This window comes from Clostridium sp. (assembly GCF_036646415.1).
Taxonomy (GTDB): Bacteria; Bacillota; Clostridia; order Clostridiales; family Clostridiaceae; genus Clostridium_J.
In genome coordinates, this window is the sequence record NZ_JAVXMF010000020.1 from 37,066 (window position 1) to 54,258 (window position 17,193).

At 28.0% G+C, this 17,193-nt stretch carries 18 protein-coding genes, 1 tRNA gene, 2 rRNA genes and 1 pseudogene; 7 read left to right on the plus strand and 15 right to left on the minus strand.

Annotation, left to right across the window (positions count from 1 at the left end; translation table 11 throughout):
• Window positions 1-9: 9 nt before the first annotated feature.
• Complete coding sequence (locus tag RSD37_RS12740) at window positions 10-726, minus strand: Rha family transcriptional regulator (protein WP_346947124.1); 717 nt, start codon at window positions 724-726, stop codon at window positions 10-12.
• Between the two features lie 63 nt (window positions 727-789).
• The gene (locus RSD37_RS12745) at window positions 790-1,005 is read right to left on the minus strand and encodes a helix-turn-helix transcriptional regulator (RefSeq protein ID WP_346947125.1); all 216 of its coding nucleotides are present in this window, start codon (window positions 1,003-1,005) and stop codon (window positions 790-792) included.
• A 168-nt stretch (window positions 1,006-1,173) separates the two neighbouring features.
• Here RSD37_RS12745 and RSD37_RS12750 point away from each other — a divergent pair, with 168 nt between their 5' ends.
• From RSD37_RS12750 to RSD37_RS12765, 4 genes are read left to right on the plus strand one after another with little or no spacing between them, the layout of a single operon-like run.
• On the plus strand, window positions 1,174-1,896 hold the full coding sequence (locus RSD37_RS12750; protein WP_346947126.1) for a helix-turn-helix transcriptional regulator: 723 nt from the start codon (window positions 1,174-1,176) through the stop codon (window positions 1,894-1,896).
• A 20-nt stretch (window positions 1,897-1,916) separates the two neighbouring features.
• Entirely contained in the window at window positions 1,917-2,381 is a 465-nt protein-coding gene (locus RSD37_RS12755; RefSeq protein ID WP_346947127.1) for an ImmA/IrrE family metallo-endopeptidase, read from the plus strand.
• A gap of 55 nt (window positions 2,382-2,436) precedes the next feature.
• Window positions 2,437-2,586, plus strand: coding sequence for a hypothetical protein (locus RSD37_RS12760; protein ID WP_346947128.1), 150 nt, complete (start codon window positions 2,437-2,439; stop codon window positions 2,584-2,586).
• Between the two features lie 19 nt (window positions 2,587-2,605).
• Entirely contained in the window at window positions 2,606-3,670 is a 1,065-nt protein-coding gene (locus tag RSD37_RS12765; protein WP_346947129.1) for a tyrosine-type recombinase/integrase, read from the plus strand.
• Between the two features lie 99 nt (window positions 3,671-3,769).
• On the opposite strand, the gene RSD37_RS12770 is transcribed toward RSD37_RS12765, so the two are convergent.
• The 6 genes and pseudogenes from RSD37_RS12770 to RSD37_RS12795 all read right to left on the minus strand — a co-directional run bounded on the left by RSD37_RS12770 (window position 3,770) and on the right by RSD37_RS12795 (window position 9,805).
• Window positions 3,770-5,704 (minus strand): glycoside hydrolase family 25 protein, encoded by a 1,935-nt coding sequence (locus RSD37_RS12770; RefSeq protein WP_346947130.1) that lies wholly within the window; start codon window positions 5,702-5,704, stop codon window positions 3,770-3,772.
• A gap of 145 nt (window positions 5,705-5,849) precedes the next feature.
• The gene (locus RSD37_RS12775) at window positions 5,850-7,010 is read right to left on the minus strand and encodes a DUF4163 domain-containing protein (RefSeq protein WP_346947131.1); all 1,161 of its coding nucleotides are present in this window, start codon (window positions 7,008-7,010) and stop codon (window positions 5,850-5,852) included.
• Between the two features lie 317 nt (window positions 7,011-7,327).
• On the minus strand, window positions 7,328-7,642 hold the full coding sequence (locus RSD37_RS12780) for a cell wall-binding repeat-containing protein (RefSeq protein WP_346947141.1): 315 nt from the start codon (window positions 7,640-7,642) through the stop codon (window positions 7,328-7,330).
• Window positions 7,603-7,926, minus strand: a complete 324-nt coding sequence (locus RSD37_RS12785) for a cell wall-binding repeat-containing protein (protein WP_346947142.1) — start codon at window positions 7,924-7,926, stop codon at window positions 7,603-7,605. The genes RSD37_RS12780 and RSD37_RS12785 overlap by 40 nt, the downstream gene beginning before the upstream one ends.
• A 27-nt stretch (window positions 7,927-7,953) precedes the next feature.
• Window positions 7,954-9,309 (minus strand): annotated as a pseudogene (locus RSD37_RS12790) (N-acetylmuramoyl-L-alanine amidase); the annotation flags it as partial.
• Window positions 9,310-9,649: 340 nt separating this feature from the next.
• Entirely contained in the window at window positions 9,650-9,805 is a 156-nt protein-coding gene (locus RSD37_RS12795; RefSeq protein ID WP_346947132.1) for a CPC_1213 family protein, read from the minus strand.
• 332 nt (window positions 9,806-10,137) lie between these two features.
• On the opposite strand from RSD37_RS12795, the gene RSD37_RS12800 reads away from it, so the two are divergent.
• Both RSD37_RS12800 and RSD37_RS12805 read left to right on the plus strand, forming a co-directional pair.
• On the plus strand, window positions 10,138-10,509 hold the full coding sequence (locus RSD37_RS12800; RefSeq protein ID WP_346947133.1) for a hypothetical protein: 372 nt from the start codon (window positions 10,138-10,140) through the stop codon (window positions 10,507-10,509).
• A 156-nt stretch (window positions 10,510-10,665) separates the two neighbouring features.
• Window positions 10,666-11,205 (plus strand): ferritin family protein, encoded by a 540-nt coding sequence (locus tag RSD37_RS12805; protein WP_346947134.1) that lies wholly within the window; start codon window positions 10,666-10,668, stop codon window positions 11,203-11,205.
• Window positions 11,206-11,440: 235 nt separating this feature from the next.
• Here the strand turns inward: RSD37_RS12805 and RSD37_RS12810 are convergent, their stop codons facing one another.
• Together RSD37_RS12810 and RSD37_RS12815 are read right to left on the minus strand one after the other, a co-directional pair.
• On the minus strand, window positions 11,441-11,875 hold the full coding sequence (locus tag RSD37_RS12810) for a DUF805 domain-containing protein (RefSeq protein WP_346947135.1): 435 nt from the start codon (window positions 11,873-11,875) through the stop codon (window positions 11,441-11,443).
• 234 nt (window positions 11,876-12,109) lie between these two features.
• On the minus strand, window positions 12,110-12,742 hold the full coding sequence (locus RSD37_RS12815) for a lytic transglycosylase domain-containing protein (RefSeq protein WP_346947136.1): 633 nt from the start codon (window positions 12,740-12,742) through the stop codon (window positions 12,110-12,112).
• A 450-nt stretch (window positions 12,743-13,192) separates the two neighbouring features.
• On the opposite strand from RSD37_RS12815, the gene RSD37_RS12820 reads away from it, so the two are divergent.
• Window positions 13,193-14,533 (plus strand): MATE family efflux transporter, encoded by a 1,341-nt coding sequence (locus tag RSD37_RS12820; protein WP_346947137.1) that lies wholly within the window; start codon window positions 13,193-13,195, stop codon window positions 14,531-14,533.
• A 164-nt stretch (window positions 14,534-14,697) separates the two neighbouring features.
• Here the strand turns inward: RSD37_RS12820 and rrf (RSD37_RS12825) are convergent.
• From rrf (RSD37_RS12825) to rrf (RSD37_RS12845), 5 genes are all read right to left on the minus strand, one after another.
• Window positions 14,698-14,816: ribosomal RNA gene (gene rrf, locus RSD37_RS12825) — 5S ribosomal RNA — on the minus strand.
• Between the two features lie 186 nt (window positions 14,817-15,002).
• The gene (locus tag RSD37_RS12830; protein WP_346947138.1) at window positions 15,003-15,380 is read right to left on the minus strand and encodes a hypothetical protein; all 378 of its coding nucleotides are present in this window, start codon (window positions 15,378-15,380) and stop codon (window positions 15,003-15,005) included.
• Between the two features lie 362 nt (window positions 15,381-15,742).
• Window positions 15,743-16,483 (minus strand): trimeric intracellular cation channel family protein, encoded by a 741-nt coding sequence (locus RSD37_RS12835; protein WP_346947139.1) that lies wholly within the window; start codon window positions 16,481-16,483, stop codon window positions 15,743-15,745.
• Between the two features lie 121 nt (window positions 16,484-16,604).
• Window positions 16,605-16,680: transfer RNA gene (locus RSD37_RS12840), tRNA-Lys, on the minus strand.
• 5 nt (window positions 16,681-16,685) lie between these two features.
• Window positions 16,686-16,802, minus strand: a 5S ribosomal RNA gene (gene rrf, locus RSD37_RS12845).
• Window positions 16,803-17,193 lie beyond the last annotated feature (391 nt).

Consider the following 17,193-nt stretch of genomic DNA (forward strand, 5'->3'; position numbering starts at 1 on the left):
ACTCCTCCCCTATATAAAATTCTTCAACACTGGAATTACATTGTCGTAATATCTAAAGCTTTCTACCTCTTTAGAAGAATATTTCGATTTATCATGAAACCATTTCCCGTACTCTTCTGTTTTAAAATTATTAGCCTTTGCTAAAGACCCTACTTTATTAGCACTTATACCTAATTCTTTACCTATCTCTGTAGCTGAATAAGTTTTCCTTTCTGCTATAGGCAATGGTAATAGCGCTTGTCCATCGTTTAAAATCTCTGTAGCTTTGCTATAACAAATCTGTTTATATGTTTCTACATTCACTCTATCAGCTATCTTTAAGTAAATATTAGCCTCTCTTGCTTTCGCATTTTTAAGCCTTGCTTCAATTTCTTTTTCTTTTAATTTTGTATCAACTTGTTTTGCTTGAACCTTATCTTCTTTAACAACCTCTTTCATCTGCTCAAATCTATCCATGTACTTATCCGTAAATAAATTTCCTTTAGTTCCAGTGGTTTTATGTGCTAGAAACTCGCACCCTCTTTTAGTTATTTGAAATTCTCTATTTTCCTTACCATTTCCAGTTTGTTTATAAGTTCCTTCTGTCCAATATTTTGAACAAGGGATTTTTTCCTTCTTCAAATCTTCATTAATCCCATCAATTTTTTTTAATAAATCCCCATGTGCAACTTCCATCATTCCTGTAACTTCTCTACTTGATAATTTACTTCCTATTTGTTTTTGCATTTCATACCATCCTTCCTCTAAGATTAATTATCAGATTGGATTACCCCATCGTTTTTTGTTGCGTTACGCAACAGGGGTATAAAAAAAATATTCTCTGAATTGTTCTTGACTAATTTTAAGTATTTCTGAAAACTTTTCTACTTCATCAAGCATCATAGGTCTTACATTGTTTATCTTTTGTGATACTGTAGGTGCAGCAATTCCAACTTCTAATGCAATTGATTTTTGAGTTAACCCTAATTCGACAATTCTAGCTTTTATCTTCAATGTATTTATCATTTTCAACCTCCTCTTTTCGTTGCTTTATGCAACTTATGTCTTAATAATAAATTACAAATCGAATAATGTCAATGCTTAAATGCAACTTATTTTATTGTTTTATTATTTTATTGTTGCGTTACGCAAATATTTTGTTTATAATCTATATATACTAGGAGGTATTAAATAATGATTGATAATTTTGAAATTGGAAAGCGAATTAGAAGTAGAAGAGAAGAGCTAGGATTAACAATGCAAGTGGTAGCTAATGAAGTTAACTTAAATAAATCTACCATTCAAAGATATGAGTCAGGAAATATAAAGGATATTAAAATCCCTGTTATTGAATCTATAGGTAAATCGTTAAACGTAGACCCTATGTGGTTAATCGGAAAAAGTGATTATAAAAGTAAAAGTGAAGAGTTTGAAAAAGTAACATACCTATCAAATTTATATTTTAAAAGTGTTATGAACTGTTCAGAAGATAAACTTTTAAACGAATTTGAAACTATCATATTAAGAGGGCATTTTTCAGAACTATTATTAAAATATAAAGAGGTTTTAGAATCGTATGTAGACTCAAAATTTCTTTGGGAATCTTCTAAACATAACTTTGAAAAATTATACGAAGATAGATTTAATCTATCTGAAATTAGAGAACTTTTTCTAAAACAAGAACTATATAACAAATTAAATTCTGTTAGTGTATGGCTAGAGAATCTTCCAAATTGGATTTCAAGAAATGAAAAAGAGAATAATATTATTAATTTAAAACTTAGCGAAAATAAAAAACCTAATGAAATTTTAAGTGAAATGTTTACTAATATCGCAGCGCATGATGATGATTTAAATGAAGATGAAAAAGAAGATATGGATAGACGAATTTTAGAAGCATTAAAAAAACGTAAATAATCGGGGTTGGGGGTTATTACATGAGTACATATGAGGAAGTACTAATAAATTTTGAAAATAAAGGTGTCGAGGTTATTGAACTAGACCTCGGCACTAATAAAGAATGCGGAAAATGTATTGGTAATATGATTTTTATTAATAAAAATCTTAATACTAAACAAAAATACTGTGTACTAATAGAGGAGCTTGGACACTACTATACAAGTACTGGTGATATAACTAATCAAAATAAAACAACAAATAGAAAACAAGAATTAATTGCTAGGCGTTGGGGTTACAAATATATTATCGGTATCGTTGATTTAATTAATGCCCACAGGCATGGATGTATGTATAGATATGAAATTGCGGAGTATTTAGGTATTACTGAGTCTTTTCTTGAAGAAACTATAGATTATTATAATTGCAAATATGAAAATGGTTGTGAAATTGATAACTATTGGATTAATTTCAATAGTGGCTTGCATATATTTGAAAAATTCTAAGCTCTTATATTTTTTAGCTTTAAATGAACATACATTCGTGAAAGGAGGTGTTTTTATGGAATTTGAGAATAAAGAAGTAGAAGAATTATATTTAGGTCTTTATAAAAAGCATGGATATTTCCATATTAATTTTGGATACAACCATATAATTACTATGGATGAAGCTATATATGCTGATGAACTTTTATCAAGTCTTGATGATTAATTTAAAGGAGGTCTTTTATATGGATTACAACATTACTTATAGACAAAAAGATAAAGGTTGGCAAGTAATAATAAGTTATAAAGATGAATCTGGAAGATGGAAACAGAAAAGTAAACAGGGTTTTAAAACTAAAAAAGACTCTAAACCTGTTGCTGATAAAATGCTTGAAGAAATTAAAAATAAAATAGCTCTATGTACTCCCGAAGAATTTAAAGACATTACATTTAAAGCGTTTTCTAATTTGCACATGGATCATCTTAAACTCTCACTTGAATATACAACAATAAATGTATATGATGCTATGTTGCTTAAATTTAAAGGACTTAACAATATGGAAATAGATAAAATTAAACCTATGCATATACAGAATATTGTTGATAGCATGGTGAGCGTAAATAAAGAAACTACAATAAAAGCATATTTGCAAAAGCTTAAGACAATGTTTAAAGCTGCAGTAGAACAATATAATATAATTTCATCTAACCCAGTACAGAATATAAGACTTAAAAGTAATAAAATTATAGAAGAACGTACCGCTTTAAATAATAAAGAATCTATTAATCTATTATCTAGAATAGATAACAAAAATTACTATTTAATTAGTCTAATTGCATTAGAATGTGGACTAAGAATAGGTGAAATTATGGGTTTAACATGGAACGATATTAATTTAACCAATAAAACTATAAAAATAAATAAACAATGGAAGGTTATTGATGATAATGGCAGTTACGGATTTGGTAGCCCTAAAAGTAAAAATTCTAATCGCATAGTTCCTATGAGCAAAAATATTTATACAACTTTGAACAATTATAAGGTCAGAAATTTAAATGGTAGAATATTAAATTATAAAAATACTAATGCTACCACTAGTGATTTAAGAAAACTTTACATGAAATTAGGATATGACATAAGTGTACATGAATTAAGGCATACTTATGCAACTAATTTAATTGCTAATGGCTTAGACTTTAAAACTATAGCTAAATTAATGGGTCATAATGTAGAACAAACAATTAAAACTTACTCCCATGTAACTGATGAAATGTTGAAAAGAGCTTTTGATTTAATTAATAATCTTTAACTTATTTTTGACGAACTTTTGACGAAATAAAAATAACCCTTGATTTTACAAGGGTTACGACCAATAACACACTTTCAATTTAAGAAAGTGGGTTTTTCTCTAATGGTGATGATGCTTTTTACTTTTCTTTTTACCACATTTATGAGTATCGTTTTGCTTATTATATTTCTTTTTATCTTTAGATTTCTTATGTCCATAATCACAGTTATTTAAATACATATCCTCTAATAAATACTCACATTTTATACAATTCATTTTATCTTGGACACAATCCTCACATTTTTTTAATTTTCTACTTTCATGATTCTCCAGTCTACGACGGTCACCTTCATACTCTTCTCTACATTTTTCCTTATACACTGGATTACATTTATTTTCATAAGGCTTATACTCATATTTATTATCCTTATCTTTGTCTTTATCCCACTTATCATCATCATCATAGTCATAATCTTTATCGCATTTATCATCATCATGATGGTCATGTTCTTTATCAAATTTATGGTGGTCATGATCTTTATCGCATTCATGATTATCATTGTGGTGATAATTATCATGGTGGTCATGTTCTTTATCAAATTTATGATGGTCATGATCTTTATCGCATTCATGATCATCATTGTGATCATGATCATTCTCATCATTAACCTTATGCCATTCCTTCTCGTAGTTGTTACACTTAGGACAATTATAGCATTTTTCATCATTAGGATTATCTCGTTTATCACAGTCATCATCTTCATTTGTGTCGTAGAAATTACATCTATATTCTTTATCTTCATTATAATATCTTCTATAGGCTTTTTCATTTTCTATAATTTTCATATACAAAACATCATCAAATTCATTTTCAGATTCTACAAAATCTCCGTATAGTTTTCTACCATTTTCTCTATCCCCATAACTTTCTTGTGAATTTTCTTTATAGTATCCTTCTATATAAGGCTCTGTAAATCTCTTTTCTAATAAATCAACTGGATCTATAAATCTCTTTTTTGGTATTGGTGGATTAGCCTGTTCTTTACATTCACATTTTTCTCTTGTATATTCAAATTGATTATTATCATTAATACAATTTAAATCCGATCTATTAAACGTAACAATTGCTTTTGCCCTTTCCTGTGAAAAATCTCCATCAGTATCAAAAGCTTCAATAGAAATTTCATATCTTTCCACCTGTACTGGTTTACTTGCAAGTGGCAAGTTGTAAGATGTAGCATTTTTACCTAAAGTTGTTACATAGTTTGAATTTAAAAATATATTATATCCTGCTAAATCTACATCTGTGTTAGCATTCCAATTTGCCATTATACTCTGACCACTTGTCACTGCTCTAAAATTACTAACCTTTCTTGGTTGAGTTAATAAATCTAAATTAGTTGGTCCATAGTTTAAGTCTACTGGTGGATTAACTCCTGCTATTGTTCCATTTTCAGTAAATTGCCACATTCTCCATCTTGTCCAGCCACCTTGATCTTTAGGATATGGTGGATTCGGCTGAATTTCAGGATACATTGCAATCCATAATGGCATATCCGATAAAATAAAGCCTTTTTTTGTATGATAAAAATTATTGTAAAGCTCAATAAAGAATGCTCCAGTATAGATCATCATTTTTCTTCTTGTTCTTCTTTCAAATCTCTTCCTAAATCTATCTACCCAGTCTAATAGTGCATCTGTTGATATGGATTTGTCTAGTGGTGCTTCTATATCAATTACTGGGAATAAATCTCCATAATTTCCTGGACCATAAGCTTGTTGTAATGTGTCTATAAATCCATCACATTGTATATCTGCAGTATTTAAGTCATAGGATGGAACCGCATAGTGATATGCACCAGTCTTAATCCCTACATTTTTTAATCCTTGTACGTACTCTATAAACTTTCTATCCACTCTAAACCTACCTGAACCATAACCAGATCCACGTAGATAAGAATAAGGAGTTTTTGTGGCAAGCAAACTATAATTTACCTCGCCCCTATATTCATTTAAGTCAGGACCTATTATGTTTTGACTAGTTTTATTCTGCATACTCCCCTCCAAAATTGAATGCTTCACTTATTATATTACTAGCCACACTAACAATGTGTTACAGATTTTAAATTGTTTTTATGTTAAATTTATTCTAGAATGTAACAATAAAAGACTTCAGCAGGAGTAAAAACTCCTGCTGAAGCTATGAAACTTCTTTATCTTCACTTATCATTAAAATCTTACCATTATTTAAATTAACATTATACTTTCTATTATAAAATACTATAGTTTCTTCATTGTTATTATTACCACAATAAGTTATATCTAATATTATAGAATTTTTATCCTTAAACATATATCTGAAATATGTAGTTATAGCTCTTACATATTTAGGTGTTCCTTCATTTACTTGATTCCTAGCTATTATGTCTTTTTGAAAATTAAATACTTGGTCTTTAAAATATTTATTAATTTTCTGCTCAACTTCTTTGTTTTCCATATTCTCAATCATTGGATAACCTAGATATTCATTCAATACTTCACTATTATTTTCATAGGTTATAGTTTTTATACTAGGTGCTTCTACTTTAATATTTACATCAACTAATGGAGCTTTAAAACTCTTTAACGGAATTTTGAACTGCACTATCCCTGCAGCATAGGGTGCTATTTCATATTCATCAAAGTATATAATTACATAATCATTAACTAAGAAAAATTTTTGATTATAAGGGATTTCGTTAATATTATCAGTTACTTCTTTAAAATACATATTAGGATTTTTATCTATGATTTCTTTCATATTATTAAGTATAATTTTATTATACTTTTTATCTTTACCTAGAAAATCCTCAAGAACACCATTATTTCCTGTGTTTACATCAAAGTTATAGGATACATCTACTGATGAGCCGTGAGCTCCTCCAGTATAACTATAAAAGTGTAAGGTCAGGGAAAGTATGTTATCTTTATTATAATTAACTGTATTGTTTATATTTACTACATATTGCTTTAATGGTAATCCATCTTTCTTATATTGCATGTTATCTTTTTTTGATAAATCAACAATATAATTCTCAAATTCACTAACTTTTTTTGATATCTTACTATTTATAATTCCTTCTATTTCTTTATTAGGTAGCCTTACTATAGGTTTATTAATATCAACAGATACATATTCATTAGAATATATTATTTCTTCATTTTCTACTATGGCTCCCATCTTGTCTTCTTTAATTTCACTATTTACCATTTTAGGTAATGTTATTTCTACTGAATTAGGGTCTTTGTTATCTATTGCAAAAGCTTTTGTGAAATTAAAATTTAATAATACAATTAAAACAATACAGATAATTTTTTTCATAACATATCTCCCTTCCAATTTCATAAAATTAATATCATTCTTTACACTTTTTTAATTCTTAGTAACTAACTATAAAATTTAAATTTTCACTTAAGAAGTTTTAAAATTAATTATATTATAAGAAACTAATGAATTTATTTATATTAGTTTGCCCCGTGAACTTGTCTATACACCTATTAATTTTTAACAAAAAAATTTTTTATTGTTAATGTTAGTTTTCTATTACTACTTTTTTAAAATTAATTTATAGTTATGAATGACCTAAAAAAACACCATAACTTCGTGTTATGGTGTTTCAAAACTATTGATTATTAAACTTATTTAATACTAATTCTTACACTTCTTAAAAGGCTATCACTTATAAGTGTAGGTCCACCTAATATAAAAAACTTATTAATGTTACTTCTATATTGAGATAATATATTTTTAATTGACTGTGTCATCATATCTTCTTTAGATAATAACACAAAAGAACTATTTTTAGCTGCTAACCCAGAAACAGAAAGAGCATCCGGGAAATTTGTGCCTAGTGCCATATACATTTGGCTTGTATTTATCTGCCCTTTAAATCTGTTAAATATTACTTCATTGGTTACATATCTATTCCGCCTAATGTTTCTGCATTCCTTAATTGCTGCATTATTTGATTAGATATAACGCCAGTTCCACCTATTACATAAGTCTTGCTAACAGTTTGCTTAGATAAATAAGATTTTACATGATCAGATAATCCACTATTACTAGTTAAAAGTATAGGCATTCCTTTTTTTGCAGCTACAGATGATATTGAAAGACTATCTGCAAATCCTTCACCAGTTGCAACTACAAATTCGCCATTATTTCCAACCTTTTCTGAAATTTTAACAGAGGTTTCATATCTATCGATTCCACCTAATCTCTCTGTAGTAATACCCATGGCTTTTATTTCATTTTCAAGGGAGGGTGAAATTACACCAGTTCCTCCAACTATAAATGCATTTTTCACCTTCAAACTTGATAGTAAAGCTTTAAAATCCACTTGTTTGTTTAAGCTTATATTATCTGATAGTAAGATTGGAGCATTATATTTTGCAGCTAGAGGCCCTGCACATAGTGCATCTGGATAGTTCGCACCATCAGCTATTACTACTGTATCAGCTGATGACCAACCTGATTTTGCAACTGCATAAGAAGTTTCATATCTTGTAACTCCACTTATTCTCTGAGCTGGTGTTGAATCTAATACTATGTTAGCCTCTAAATATTTAGTTATACCATTTGAAATTCCACTAGCTAACAGTTCTTGATAACTATTAGTCTTCATCCTAGTAGCTTCACTTGCATTACTAATAAATCCACACTCCACTAGAATTGATGGCATAGTAGTTTCTCTAACCACATGGAAATCCTGAGTTTTAACACCTCTATTATATGCACCTGTAGAGCTAACTATTTGTCCTTGTGTTGAATCTGCTAAAGGTTTTGAATCCATTCTATTAGGATAATAGAAAGTTTCAATTCCATAGGCAGCCGTTGTAACAGCTGAGTTAATGTGGATAGAAGTAAAAGCATCCGACCCTTAATTATTGACAAGAGAACTAATCTGAGAAAGTTGTAATAACTTATCTGTGGTTCTACTCATAACCACCTCTATGCCTTGAGCTTGTAAAATTCTTTGAACCTTAAGTGCTATAGATAAGTTTAAATCTTTTTCTTTTAATCCATTTCCAGTGGCACCAGGGTCAGTTCCACCATGTCCGGGATCTATAAACACCCTGTAATTTGTATTTTTTGCCATTATACCACTACTATAACTTAAAGGACTAAGTTTATATTTAGCGGTGTTATTATTCATTGTATATCCTGATTGTAAATCTAATTTATTATTATTTTCACTAGGTGATGTTACCTGAACTTGATAAAGGTATGTACCTGCATCACTTTGTAATGTAATATAAGTTTCACCTGGTGCTATTCCTACAAATTCCTTATTCTCATTTATAGCTACTATATTCTCATCTTGTGTAACTAATTCAAAAGGAATGGAAGTTTCTTCTTCATGTAAAAGACTTTTATATTGAATAGTTTGTCCCACATCAATAGATAATCCATTCTTTACTTGTAGATTTGAGTCACTATACTCCTCAATCATAGTATTAAGTTCAATCTCTTCCTCATTAGTAGTCCCATCATTGGCCATGGCTATGTTATTTATTGGTGCTACCACTGTTATAGTGAACACTAATATAATTAAACATAAAATCTTATTAATCACGTTTTTGTTTTTCTTCACCCTTCTTTTCCTCCCCTTGTTATACATTTATTTTTTTGATATTAAAACTCCTTCTTATACACATAAAAAAGAGTAACTCCTAAATACTACTATATCATAGATTAATAGCAGAAGTTATAACTAATACTATGTATTTCTACATAAAGTTGTTATTTCCTTTAAATTTTAATGCTTAGTACAAGAACTTTGTAGAATTTTCACATTATAATTCTTTGTAAAGAACAAATGTATAATTTATAAATATATAAATTACACTTTTATTAACAATTATTTCATTACTATAATTCATTAAAGTTTTAAAAATTAAAAGGGAGTTAATTACTATGTTAATAAAATATAGTAATTAACTCCTTAATATTAATTTTACTTAGATAAGAAAATCTTTTGGATCATGATCCTTGGCTTTAGGCTCTGCATATACAGCTTTTGCACTTTCCACTTGAGGATTATGATTTATATTCTTCTTTTTAAATCTTCCGTCTTGTTTTTTATTATTTTGAGTATGCTTCATATTACTATTCATAGTATCCCTCCTCTTTAAATTTAGAATAACCATAATTCGAAAGTTTATTCTTATATAATTTGAGTAGGAATTTTCTGAAAATAAAATATAATTTTACTTAATTCTTTTATTAATAAGTGACCCATTTAAATCATATCATAAAGCAACATTTTAATAAGTTGAATATTTTGAACCATTCGTTAATTGTTCATGTAACTCTTTTCCTTTTGTTGAATTATATGTTATAATATAATTATAATATTACAAATAACTTCAGAAGAAAAATGTTACTATATGTTTTTCTCCAAGTTATAACTTATTTAAGAATAATAATTGAAAAGGAGGTTGTTTCTATGGCAGAATACAACTTATCAACACTTGAAGCATTTCAAGTTTTAGATCTTAACCCAACCTATAGAGCTGTTAATCCCGAAGGCCATACTCTTGAACTTAGAGGTCCTGAAAAGTTTATCATTCATAGACGTGTAAAACTTGCTAAGGATAAGCATGTTAGTCTTAGTGATCAATGGAGAATTATTAAACCAATCACTTATGAATTCGCAAATGAACTTTTCAAAAGGCTAAGAACTATCGAAATTAGATTTGAGGATGGAACTAAAAAGTTCTATAATAAAATGCCTGATAACGGTCATGTTATTTTAGAAAGTGACCTACCTCACTATAAAAACTGCTTATTCTATTGTTTTAGTTATTACGAAGATTAAATATTTAATGTAAGGAATAATTATGGATAGTGATGAATGTATAAATTATAGTTAATTGATCAACAAGCTTAAAATTTAGTTTGTTGATCTTTTTTTGTAACCTTTATTAGTATATTTAATATATTATAATTAGGTAGTAATTTATAGGAGATTATAATGAATTTTCAAGGAAGTCAAACTGAGAAAAACTTAAAAAAAACCTTTACTGGTGAAAGTAAAGCAAATACAAAATATACACTATATGCTGAAAAAGCAAGACAACAAGGCTACCACTATATAGCTCAAGTTTTTGATGAAACTTCATATAATGAACTTGCTCATGCTAGAAAAGTTTATGGAGGGTTTTTAAATCAAGTTAAGTCTACGGAAGAAAATCTTATGAATGCATTCATGGGTGAAACTGCCGAGGCAACAAAACTTTATAAAGAATACGAAGAAGTTGCAAGAATGGAAGGTTTTGATGAAATTGCAGATTTCTATAAAGAAGTTGCTGAAGTAGAAGCTTACCACGATGTAAGATTCCGTACTATTTATAATAAATTACTTAGCAATACATTGTATAAGGGAGATTCTGATTCTTTATGGCAATGTACTAATTGTGGATATATTCATGAAGGGTCTATGGCTCCAATTTTATGTCCGCTCTGCAAATTTCCACAAGGATGGTTTGAGCCATATTGTATGCCTCTTAAATAAATAGTTGAAGTAGCGTGAATCCCACCCCCCGGGCGTTCACGCTACATTTTTTTGAAAATTAGCTTTATTGTCCTTACCTTAATCTATTATGAAACGCCTTAGTAAAGTATGCATGTTGTATTTCACCATAAAATAAAAGTGATTGAATATAATTACATAATTCAATCACTAATTATTTTTTTCTATTACTCTATTATTTTTAACTTTTTTATTATTTAATATTAGAGAATATAGGTTAATTCCCCTCTGAATTGTATAAAGTAATTGTAGCATCATCAAAAATAGTATTTCTATTGTTTGCTGGATTAATAATTTCCTCAACTGCTTCTTTTCCTATTATTTTTCTACTTTTAATACACATAAGTGCAATTACTACTGGTATTTGTATAAACATAATTCCACCTAATATTCCCCAAAATCCAGATAAATTTAAATCTTTAAATCTTTTATAGCTTAATATAAATAACATTATGTTTACAAAAACTATCAATGTAATTTGAAATGCTAATAAACTAGCTGTAATCAACTCATAGCTTATTTTCTCTGATTGTAATGTTAAGTATGCTCCTATTAATTCTAATACTAAGAATCCTATTATAAAACTTAATACATAAGTCATATACTTTTTTCTACTTATTCTTTTATTAAGTAAAAATAAATCATCACTCATTTCCTCACCTCATATAGAATATTTTTACAATTGTATATTGTAAGTCTATACAAATTTTAAAAATATTATAACCAAAAAAAATAAAAAGCTCTATAAAAATTATTTTCAAGTAATTTCTGTAGAGCTTTTTATAAAGTATATTAAAATAATATTATCTCTATCCTCTATGTAACCATCTACGCAAGATAATATAAGAATATATATTCTAATTAATTCTTTATAAGTAATCTATTGCTATTTTTCTTCCTTATCATATAATTCTATATACTCGTTATATACTACCTCTACCTTTTCTATATAGGCTAAGGTTTCTTTAAATGGTATGGTATGAATTATTTCTCCATCTGCTGAGTATCTTTGATCATTAAGCCAATTAAAGACATTACCCATACCTCCATTATAAGCAGCTAAAACTTCATTTTTATATTTGAATTGTTTCTCTAGATAATTTAAATACCAACATCCCATCTGTATATTTAAATCCGCATCCTGTAACATTCCTTGTGAGAAATCATCTATACCTAGATTTTTAGCTATCCACTCTCCAGTACTAGGCATAATTTGCATTAATCCTATAGCACCCATATGTGAACTTATATCTTTGTTAAAGCTACTCTCTGTTTTTATAATTGCTGCAACTAAATAAGGATCTAAATCATACATTTCACTATACTTTATTATCTGATTACTATATGGTACAGACAAATATTCCTCTTCAACCTCTTCAGTTATTAATTCTATAGCTACTTTCTTTTCAATTTCTTCTGTACGTAGCAAATATAAATTAGTAAATCCCATTATTATAACTACCATAGTTACTACTCTAAAAAATTTAAGATTAATATGTTTACTTACTTCGATTTCCATTAAACCTCCACTAGCAATGGATAATTAATATTATCAATAAGAATCAAATCCATATAACATTATTATTTCAATTTTTAAGTATTTTAAACAGAAAACTTTAAAATAAAATTTAATATTATTTTAAAATTTTCATTGTAAATTTAAAGTTGAAAACAAATAGAACTTAAATATTCTTCTTCATATGGCTAATCTTCTTTATTTCTGATACAATGAAGAAGCATATTATTACACCTTTCTACAATATTCTCAATAGAATATTAACATATATTCCTACTGGAATTATACATATATTACCTTTGAAAATATTCAAAAGAAACTTTGTATTAATTATTTTTATTTATAATATATAGGTTTAATAAAAAAACTACATAAAATTTAAATACTATACTTAAATTTCACGTATACCCTTAATTTAAATTTATATAAACAAACTAAAGAGGAGGATTTCACATGAGCAAAAAAATAGACTTATTAAAAGATAAGGAATTCAAACTCATAATTAAGTACATGGTACCTTGTGTCCTAGGAATGCTTGGACTATCATTATGTATACTTGTAGATACTATATTTATTGGAAGAAGTCTTGGTGATTTAGGTCTTGCTGCCCTAAATATTGCATTACCAACCTATAATGTTTTTAATGCCATAGCTCTTACCTTTGGTGTGGGTGGTGCAACTGTCCTTGCAATATCCATGGGAGAAAAAAAACTTGATAAAGTTAATGAAATCTTTACTACCGCTATGGTGGGATCTATCTGTATATCTTTATTCATTAGTTTAATGAACATTCTATTTATTGATAAAATTTGTTATGCTCTAGGAGCTTCATCAGTTACATTTCCACTAGTGAAAAAATATGTAGAAGTTATATTATTTTTTAATTGGGCATTTATTTTGATATGTATTTTAAATGTATTTGTGCGATGTGATAAGGCTCCAAAGTTAGCTATGGTAGCTATGATAAGTTCAAATATGACCAATATAATCTTAGATTACATATTTATTTTCCCTATGAACATGGGAATGGGTGGTGCAGCTCTAGCAACCGCATTAGCTCAAGTTGTAGGTATTGCTATACTACTACTTCACTTTATAAAAAGAAATAATACTATGAGTTTTAAATTTAAAACATTCTCATTCAAAACCCTTGGAAGAGTGTTGCGTACTGGTGCTACTAGCTTTATTACAGAACTCTCATCGGGATTTATTATCTTTATATTCAATCTTTCTGTATTTAATCTGCTTGGAGATATAGGTGTATCAGCCTATGGAATTATAACCAATATTATATTGATTTTTACAGCTGTATTTAATGGAATTTCTCAAGGAATTCAGCCACTTATCAGTATTAACTATGGTGCTAAAAAGCATGATAGAGTTACTAACTTCTATAACCTCTCAATAATTATTGCCTTTACATTAGGAGCAATCTTCTTAATCCTAGGGCTACTTTTCCCTGAAAAGCTTATTGGTATGTTTAGTAAAGATAAGGGTGAACTTCTTAAAATTACAATACAAGGTACTAAAATTTATTTCTTTGGTTTACTTTTAATAGGTGTAAATATAATAAATATAGGATATCTGCAGGCTATTGAAAAATCCAAAGTTTCATTATGTCTATCGCTTTTAAGAGGTATGGTTTTCATAACTATACTAGTTTCTATTCTACCTAAGTTTTTTCATATTAATGGAGTATGGGCAACTGTACCAGTTACAGAAATCTTAACTCTGATTTCATTCATAATTCTTAAGAAGTATATATCAAAAAAAGAAGAAGTCGTTATTAATTAACCGACTTCTTTTTCTTATACTCTTTTCATCTTAAGTTTTTTAAAATTACCTAATAATAATTCATTTAGAAATTCACTACTATTATAAAAATAGTAATATGAAAACTTATCATTAATCCTTTATCAATTAGCATTTTAGGATTTTATTTTCTACTTTTGTATTATACCCGGCAACAACTAACTTTCCCACACTTAACTATTGTGTAGTACCCTTAGCCTATTAGAACTTAACTTACGTGTTCGGTATGGTAACGAGTGTATCCTCTAATAGTATAATCACCAGATATCTAAATCTTTTAATTAATTATCTTACATGTATATTGTTAGTATTTACAATAACTTATAATATTAATCTATAGATATAAGAAAAATACATGGTCATAACTATATTAAAATATATAGTTATGACCATTATTATATATTATTTATCTTTAAAATCTATTTGAACTTCATAAAATTATTTTAATCTATTAAAAGCAGAAGAACCCTCCGCCACAGAAGAAAAATAATAATATGATAATCAATAAGCCATCATCATCACGTCTACAACATTGTGGTGGACAATGTGGTTGACAATGTGGTTGACAATATTTATTTTTTCTTGATCTTTCCTCCATAAATTGTGTAAATTCTCTTTCCATTTCACTGTTTGAAAATTCTATTTCTGACATATCGGTATAGTCACATCCTTCTCTATATATTTTTTCTGATCTATCATCACAATCTCTAAATGTTGGCCTACTTGAACAGAAATTACATTCTGATTCATCTTCTCTAAAGTATTCTTCGCTTAAATCTTCTCCAAAGTTACTATAATCGAAATATGAAACTTCTCTATTATCTGTCATTTTGAATAATTCACCCTTCACATATAAATCTTAAAAACATATTAAACTATCTAGATTACCAAGGACATCACTTATTAAGCTTTTTTTAATCATAGAAACTCTCATGTCATCAATTTACTTTTTATCAATTTTCATATCGGTAATTTTTAAAGCTGGAGTTTATTTATAACTCCTAAGCCTTATACCATATACTATGATAGTTATAAGATTATTGTTAATACTTCCAACATAAAAGTTAGAATTATAGCAATTAGTATATCATTAAACTAATAAAATGACTTATTTAGTTAAACCTAGTTTAACTAAATAAGTCAGGATGTTTATATCATATATTTCATATTTATACACTACTATTTTAAAAGTTATAAACTTATATTATATTTGTCAGAATTAAAGCTTGGTAAATTCAAATTCAATTTTATAGATATTGTTCTGCACGATAAAATTAATATAAAACATATCCAAAATGTTATGTCATAATTTACACCATATAAATTACAGAAATAAAACGCCATAGCTCCCAAAATTGATGCTACTGCATAAATCTCTTTTTTAAATATCATTGGAGTGTCTTGAACAAAAGTATCTCTTAGAATTCCACCACCGACTCCTGTAATTAATCCCATACATACAACTAAAAATAAATTGCTATTTGATTGATTATAAGCAAGATTAGCTCCTGATATAGTAAAAGTTGCAAGTCCAATTGCATCAAAAACCAATATTATTTTTTTTAAAATTGCTATTTGATTTCTTCTATTAGCTATTTTGAAAATTTGCTCTTCGCTCATATATTTATTACCATTTTTAGCATTTGCATTTATTTTCTTTTTCTTAACCTTAGTATACATATTTGATATTTTAGGATATCTATAAAATGCTGATATGGCAACAGTAATACTAATAATACAATACGTAGGCTTTATAAATGCTGCTGGAGGTATTTGCCCTAAAATAACATCTCTAAATATTCCTCCACCGACAGCTGTAATAATTCCTAGAAATATAACACCAAATAAATCTAATTTCTTTTGCATTCCTACTAAAGCACCTGAAATTGCAAAAGCAACAGTTCCCATAACTTCAAAAATTGTTAACAGCATAATAAACTACCCCCTCTACTTAATAATAATTAATTTATATAAATAAATTTTGAAATTTAAAGATATTCTATTTTAAATATATAATTTCACATGAAAAAACACCTTATAAATAAGGTGTTTTTGGTGGCTCACCGGGGGATCGAACCCCGGACACCATGATTAAAAGTCATGTGCTCTACCGACTGAGCTAGTGAACCGAACTACCTGGCAATAACCTATCCTCCCACACAGCTGCCCGTGCAGTACTTTTGGCTCTTTGAAGCTTAACCTTCGTGTTCGGCATGGGAACGGGTGTTACCTTCAAGACATAGTTACCAGATAAACACAATTAAATATATATATATGTGTTTACACAAACTATATTAGTTTGTCTTTAATGAAAATATATAAATTAAATCTACAAATTTTCATTAGCTTTACCATAATATTGATGACTTTAGTTGTTGATTATACGGATACTAGTCCTATAAAAAAAGTCTTCAATATCATCGCCCAATGAGATATTCTCTCAAAATTACACAGTGAACTAAATTTAATATAATCTACGTATTTCTTCGTCAGTTTCAGTCGCTACGGTACTCATTTATTTCAATAAACTCCGTTCCTCACTTCTTCACTTCCTTGAACTACTTGATTTTATTAAATTTGAATTTAAGATTTTCTTCGTCATTTTTAGATCAAGCCCTCGACTTATTAGTATGAGTCAGCTG

What these genes read in the sequence shown, in the direction of transcription:
- RSD37_RS12740 (WP_346947124.1), bottom strand. Translation starts at nt 726, where the DNA reads ATGCAAAAACAAATAGGAAGTAAATTATCAAGTAGAGAAGTTACAGGA.
- RSD37_RS12745 (WP_346947125.1), bottom strand. Translation starts at nt 1,005, where the DNA reads ATGATAAATACATTGAAGATAAAAGCTAGAATTGTCGAATTAGGGTTA.
- RSD37_RS12750 (WP_346947126.1), top strand. Translation starts at nt 1,174, where the DNA reads ATGATTGATAATTTTGAAATTGGAAAGCGAATTAGAAGTAGAAGAGAA.
- RSD37_RS12755 (WP_346947127.1), top strand. Translation starts at nt 1,917, where the DNA reads ATGAGTACATATGAGGAAGTACTAATAAATTTTGAAAATAAAGGTGTC.
- RSD37_RS12760 (WP_346947128.1), top strand. Translation starts at nt 2,437, where the DNA reads ATGGAATTTGAGAATAAAGAAGTAGAAGAATTATATTTAGGTCTTTAT.
- RSD37_RS12765 (WP_346947129.1), top strand. Translation starts at nt 2,606, where the DNA reads ATGGATTACAACATTACTTATAGACAAAAAGATAAAGGTTGGCAAGTA.
- RSD37_RS12770 (WP_346947130.1), bottom strand. Translation starts at nt 5,704, where the DNA reads ATGCAGAATAAAACTAGTCAAAACATAATAGGTCCTGACTTAAATGAA.
- RSD37_RS12775 (WP_346947131.1), bottom strand. Translation starts at nt 7,010, where the DNA reads ATGAAAAAAATTATCTGTATTGTTTTAATTGTATTATTAAATTTTAAT.
- RSD37_RS12785 (WP_346947142.1), bottom strand. Translation starts at nt 7,926, where the DNA reads ATGGGTATTACTACAGAGAGATTAGGTGGAATCGATAGATATGAAACC.
- RSD37_RS12795 (WP_346947132.1), bottom strand. Translation starts at nt 9,805, where the DNA reads ATGAATAGTAATATGAAGCATACTCAAAATAATAAAAAACAAGACGGA.
- RSD37_RS12800 (WP_346947133.1), top strand. Translation starts at nt 10,138, where the DNA reads ATGGCAGAATACAACTTATCAACACTTGAAGCATTTCAAGTTTTAGAT.
- RSD37_RS12805 (WP_346947134.1), top strand. Translation starts at nt 10,666, where the DNA reads ATGAATTTTCAAGGAAGTCAAACTGAGAAAAACTTAAAAAAAACCTTT.
- RSD37_RS12810 (WP_346947135.1), bottom strand. Translation starts at nt 11,875, where the DNA reads ATGAGTGATGATTTATTTTTACTTAATAAAAGAATAAGTAGAAAAAAG.
- RSD37_RS12815 (WP_346947136.1), bottom strand. Translation starts at nt 12,742, where the DNA reads ATGGAAATCGAAGTAAGTAAACATATTAATCTTAAATTTTTTAGAGTA.
- RSD37_RS12820 (WP_346947137.1), top strand. Translation starts at nt 13,193, where the DNA reads ATGAGCAAAAAAATAGACTTATTAAAAGATAAGGAATTCAAACTCATA.
- RSD37_RS12830 (WP_346947138.1), bottom strand. Translation starts at nt 15,380, where the DNA reads ATGACAGATAATAGAGAAGTTTCATATTTCGATTATAGTAACTTTGGA.
- RSD37_RS12835 (WP_346947139.1), bottom strand. Translation starts at nt 16,483, where the DNA reads ATGCTGTTAACAATTTTTGAAGTTATGGGAACTGTTGCTTTTGCAATT.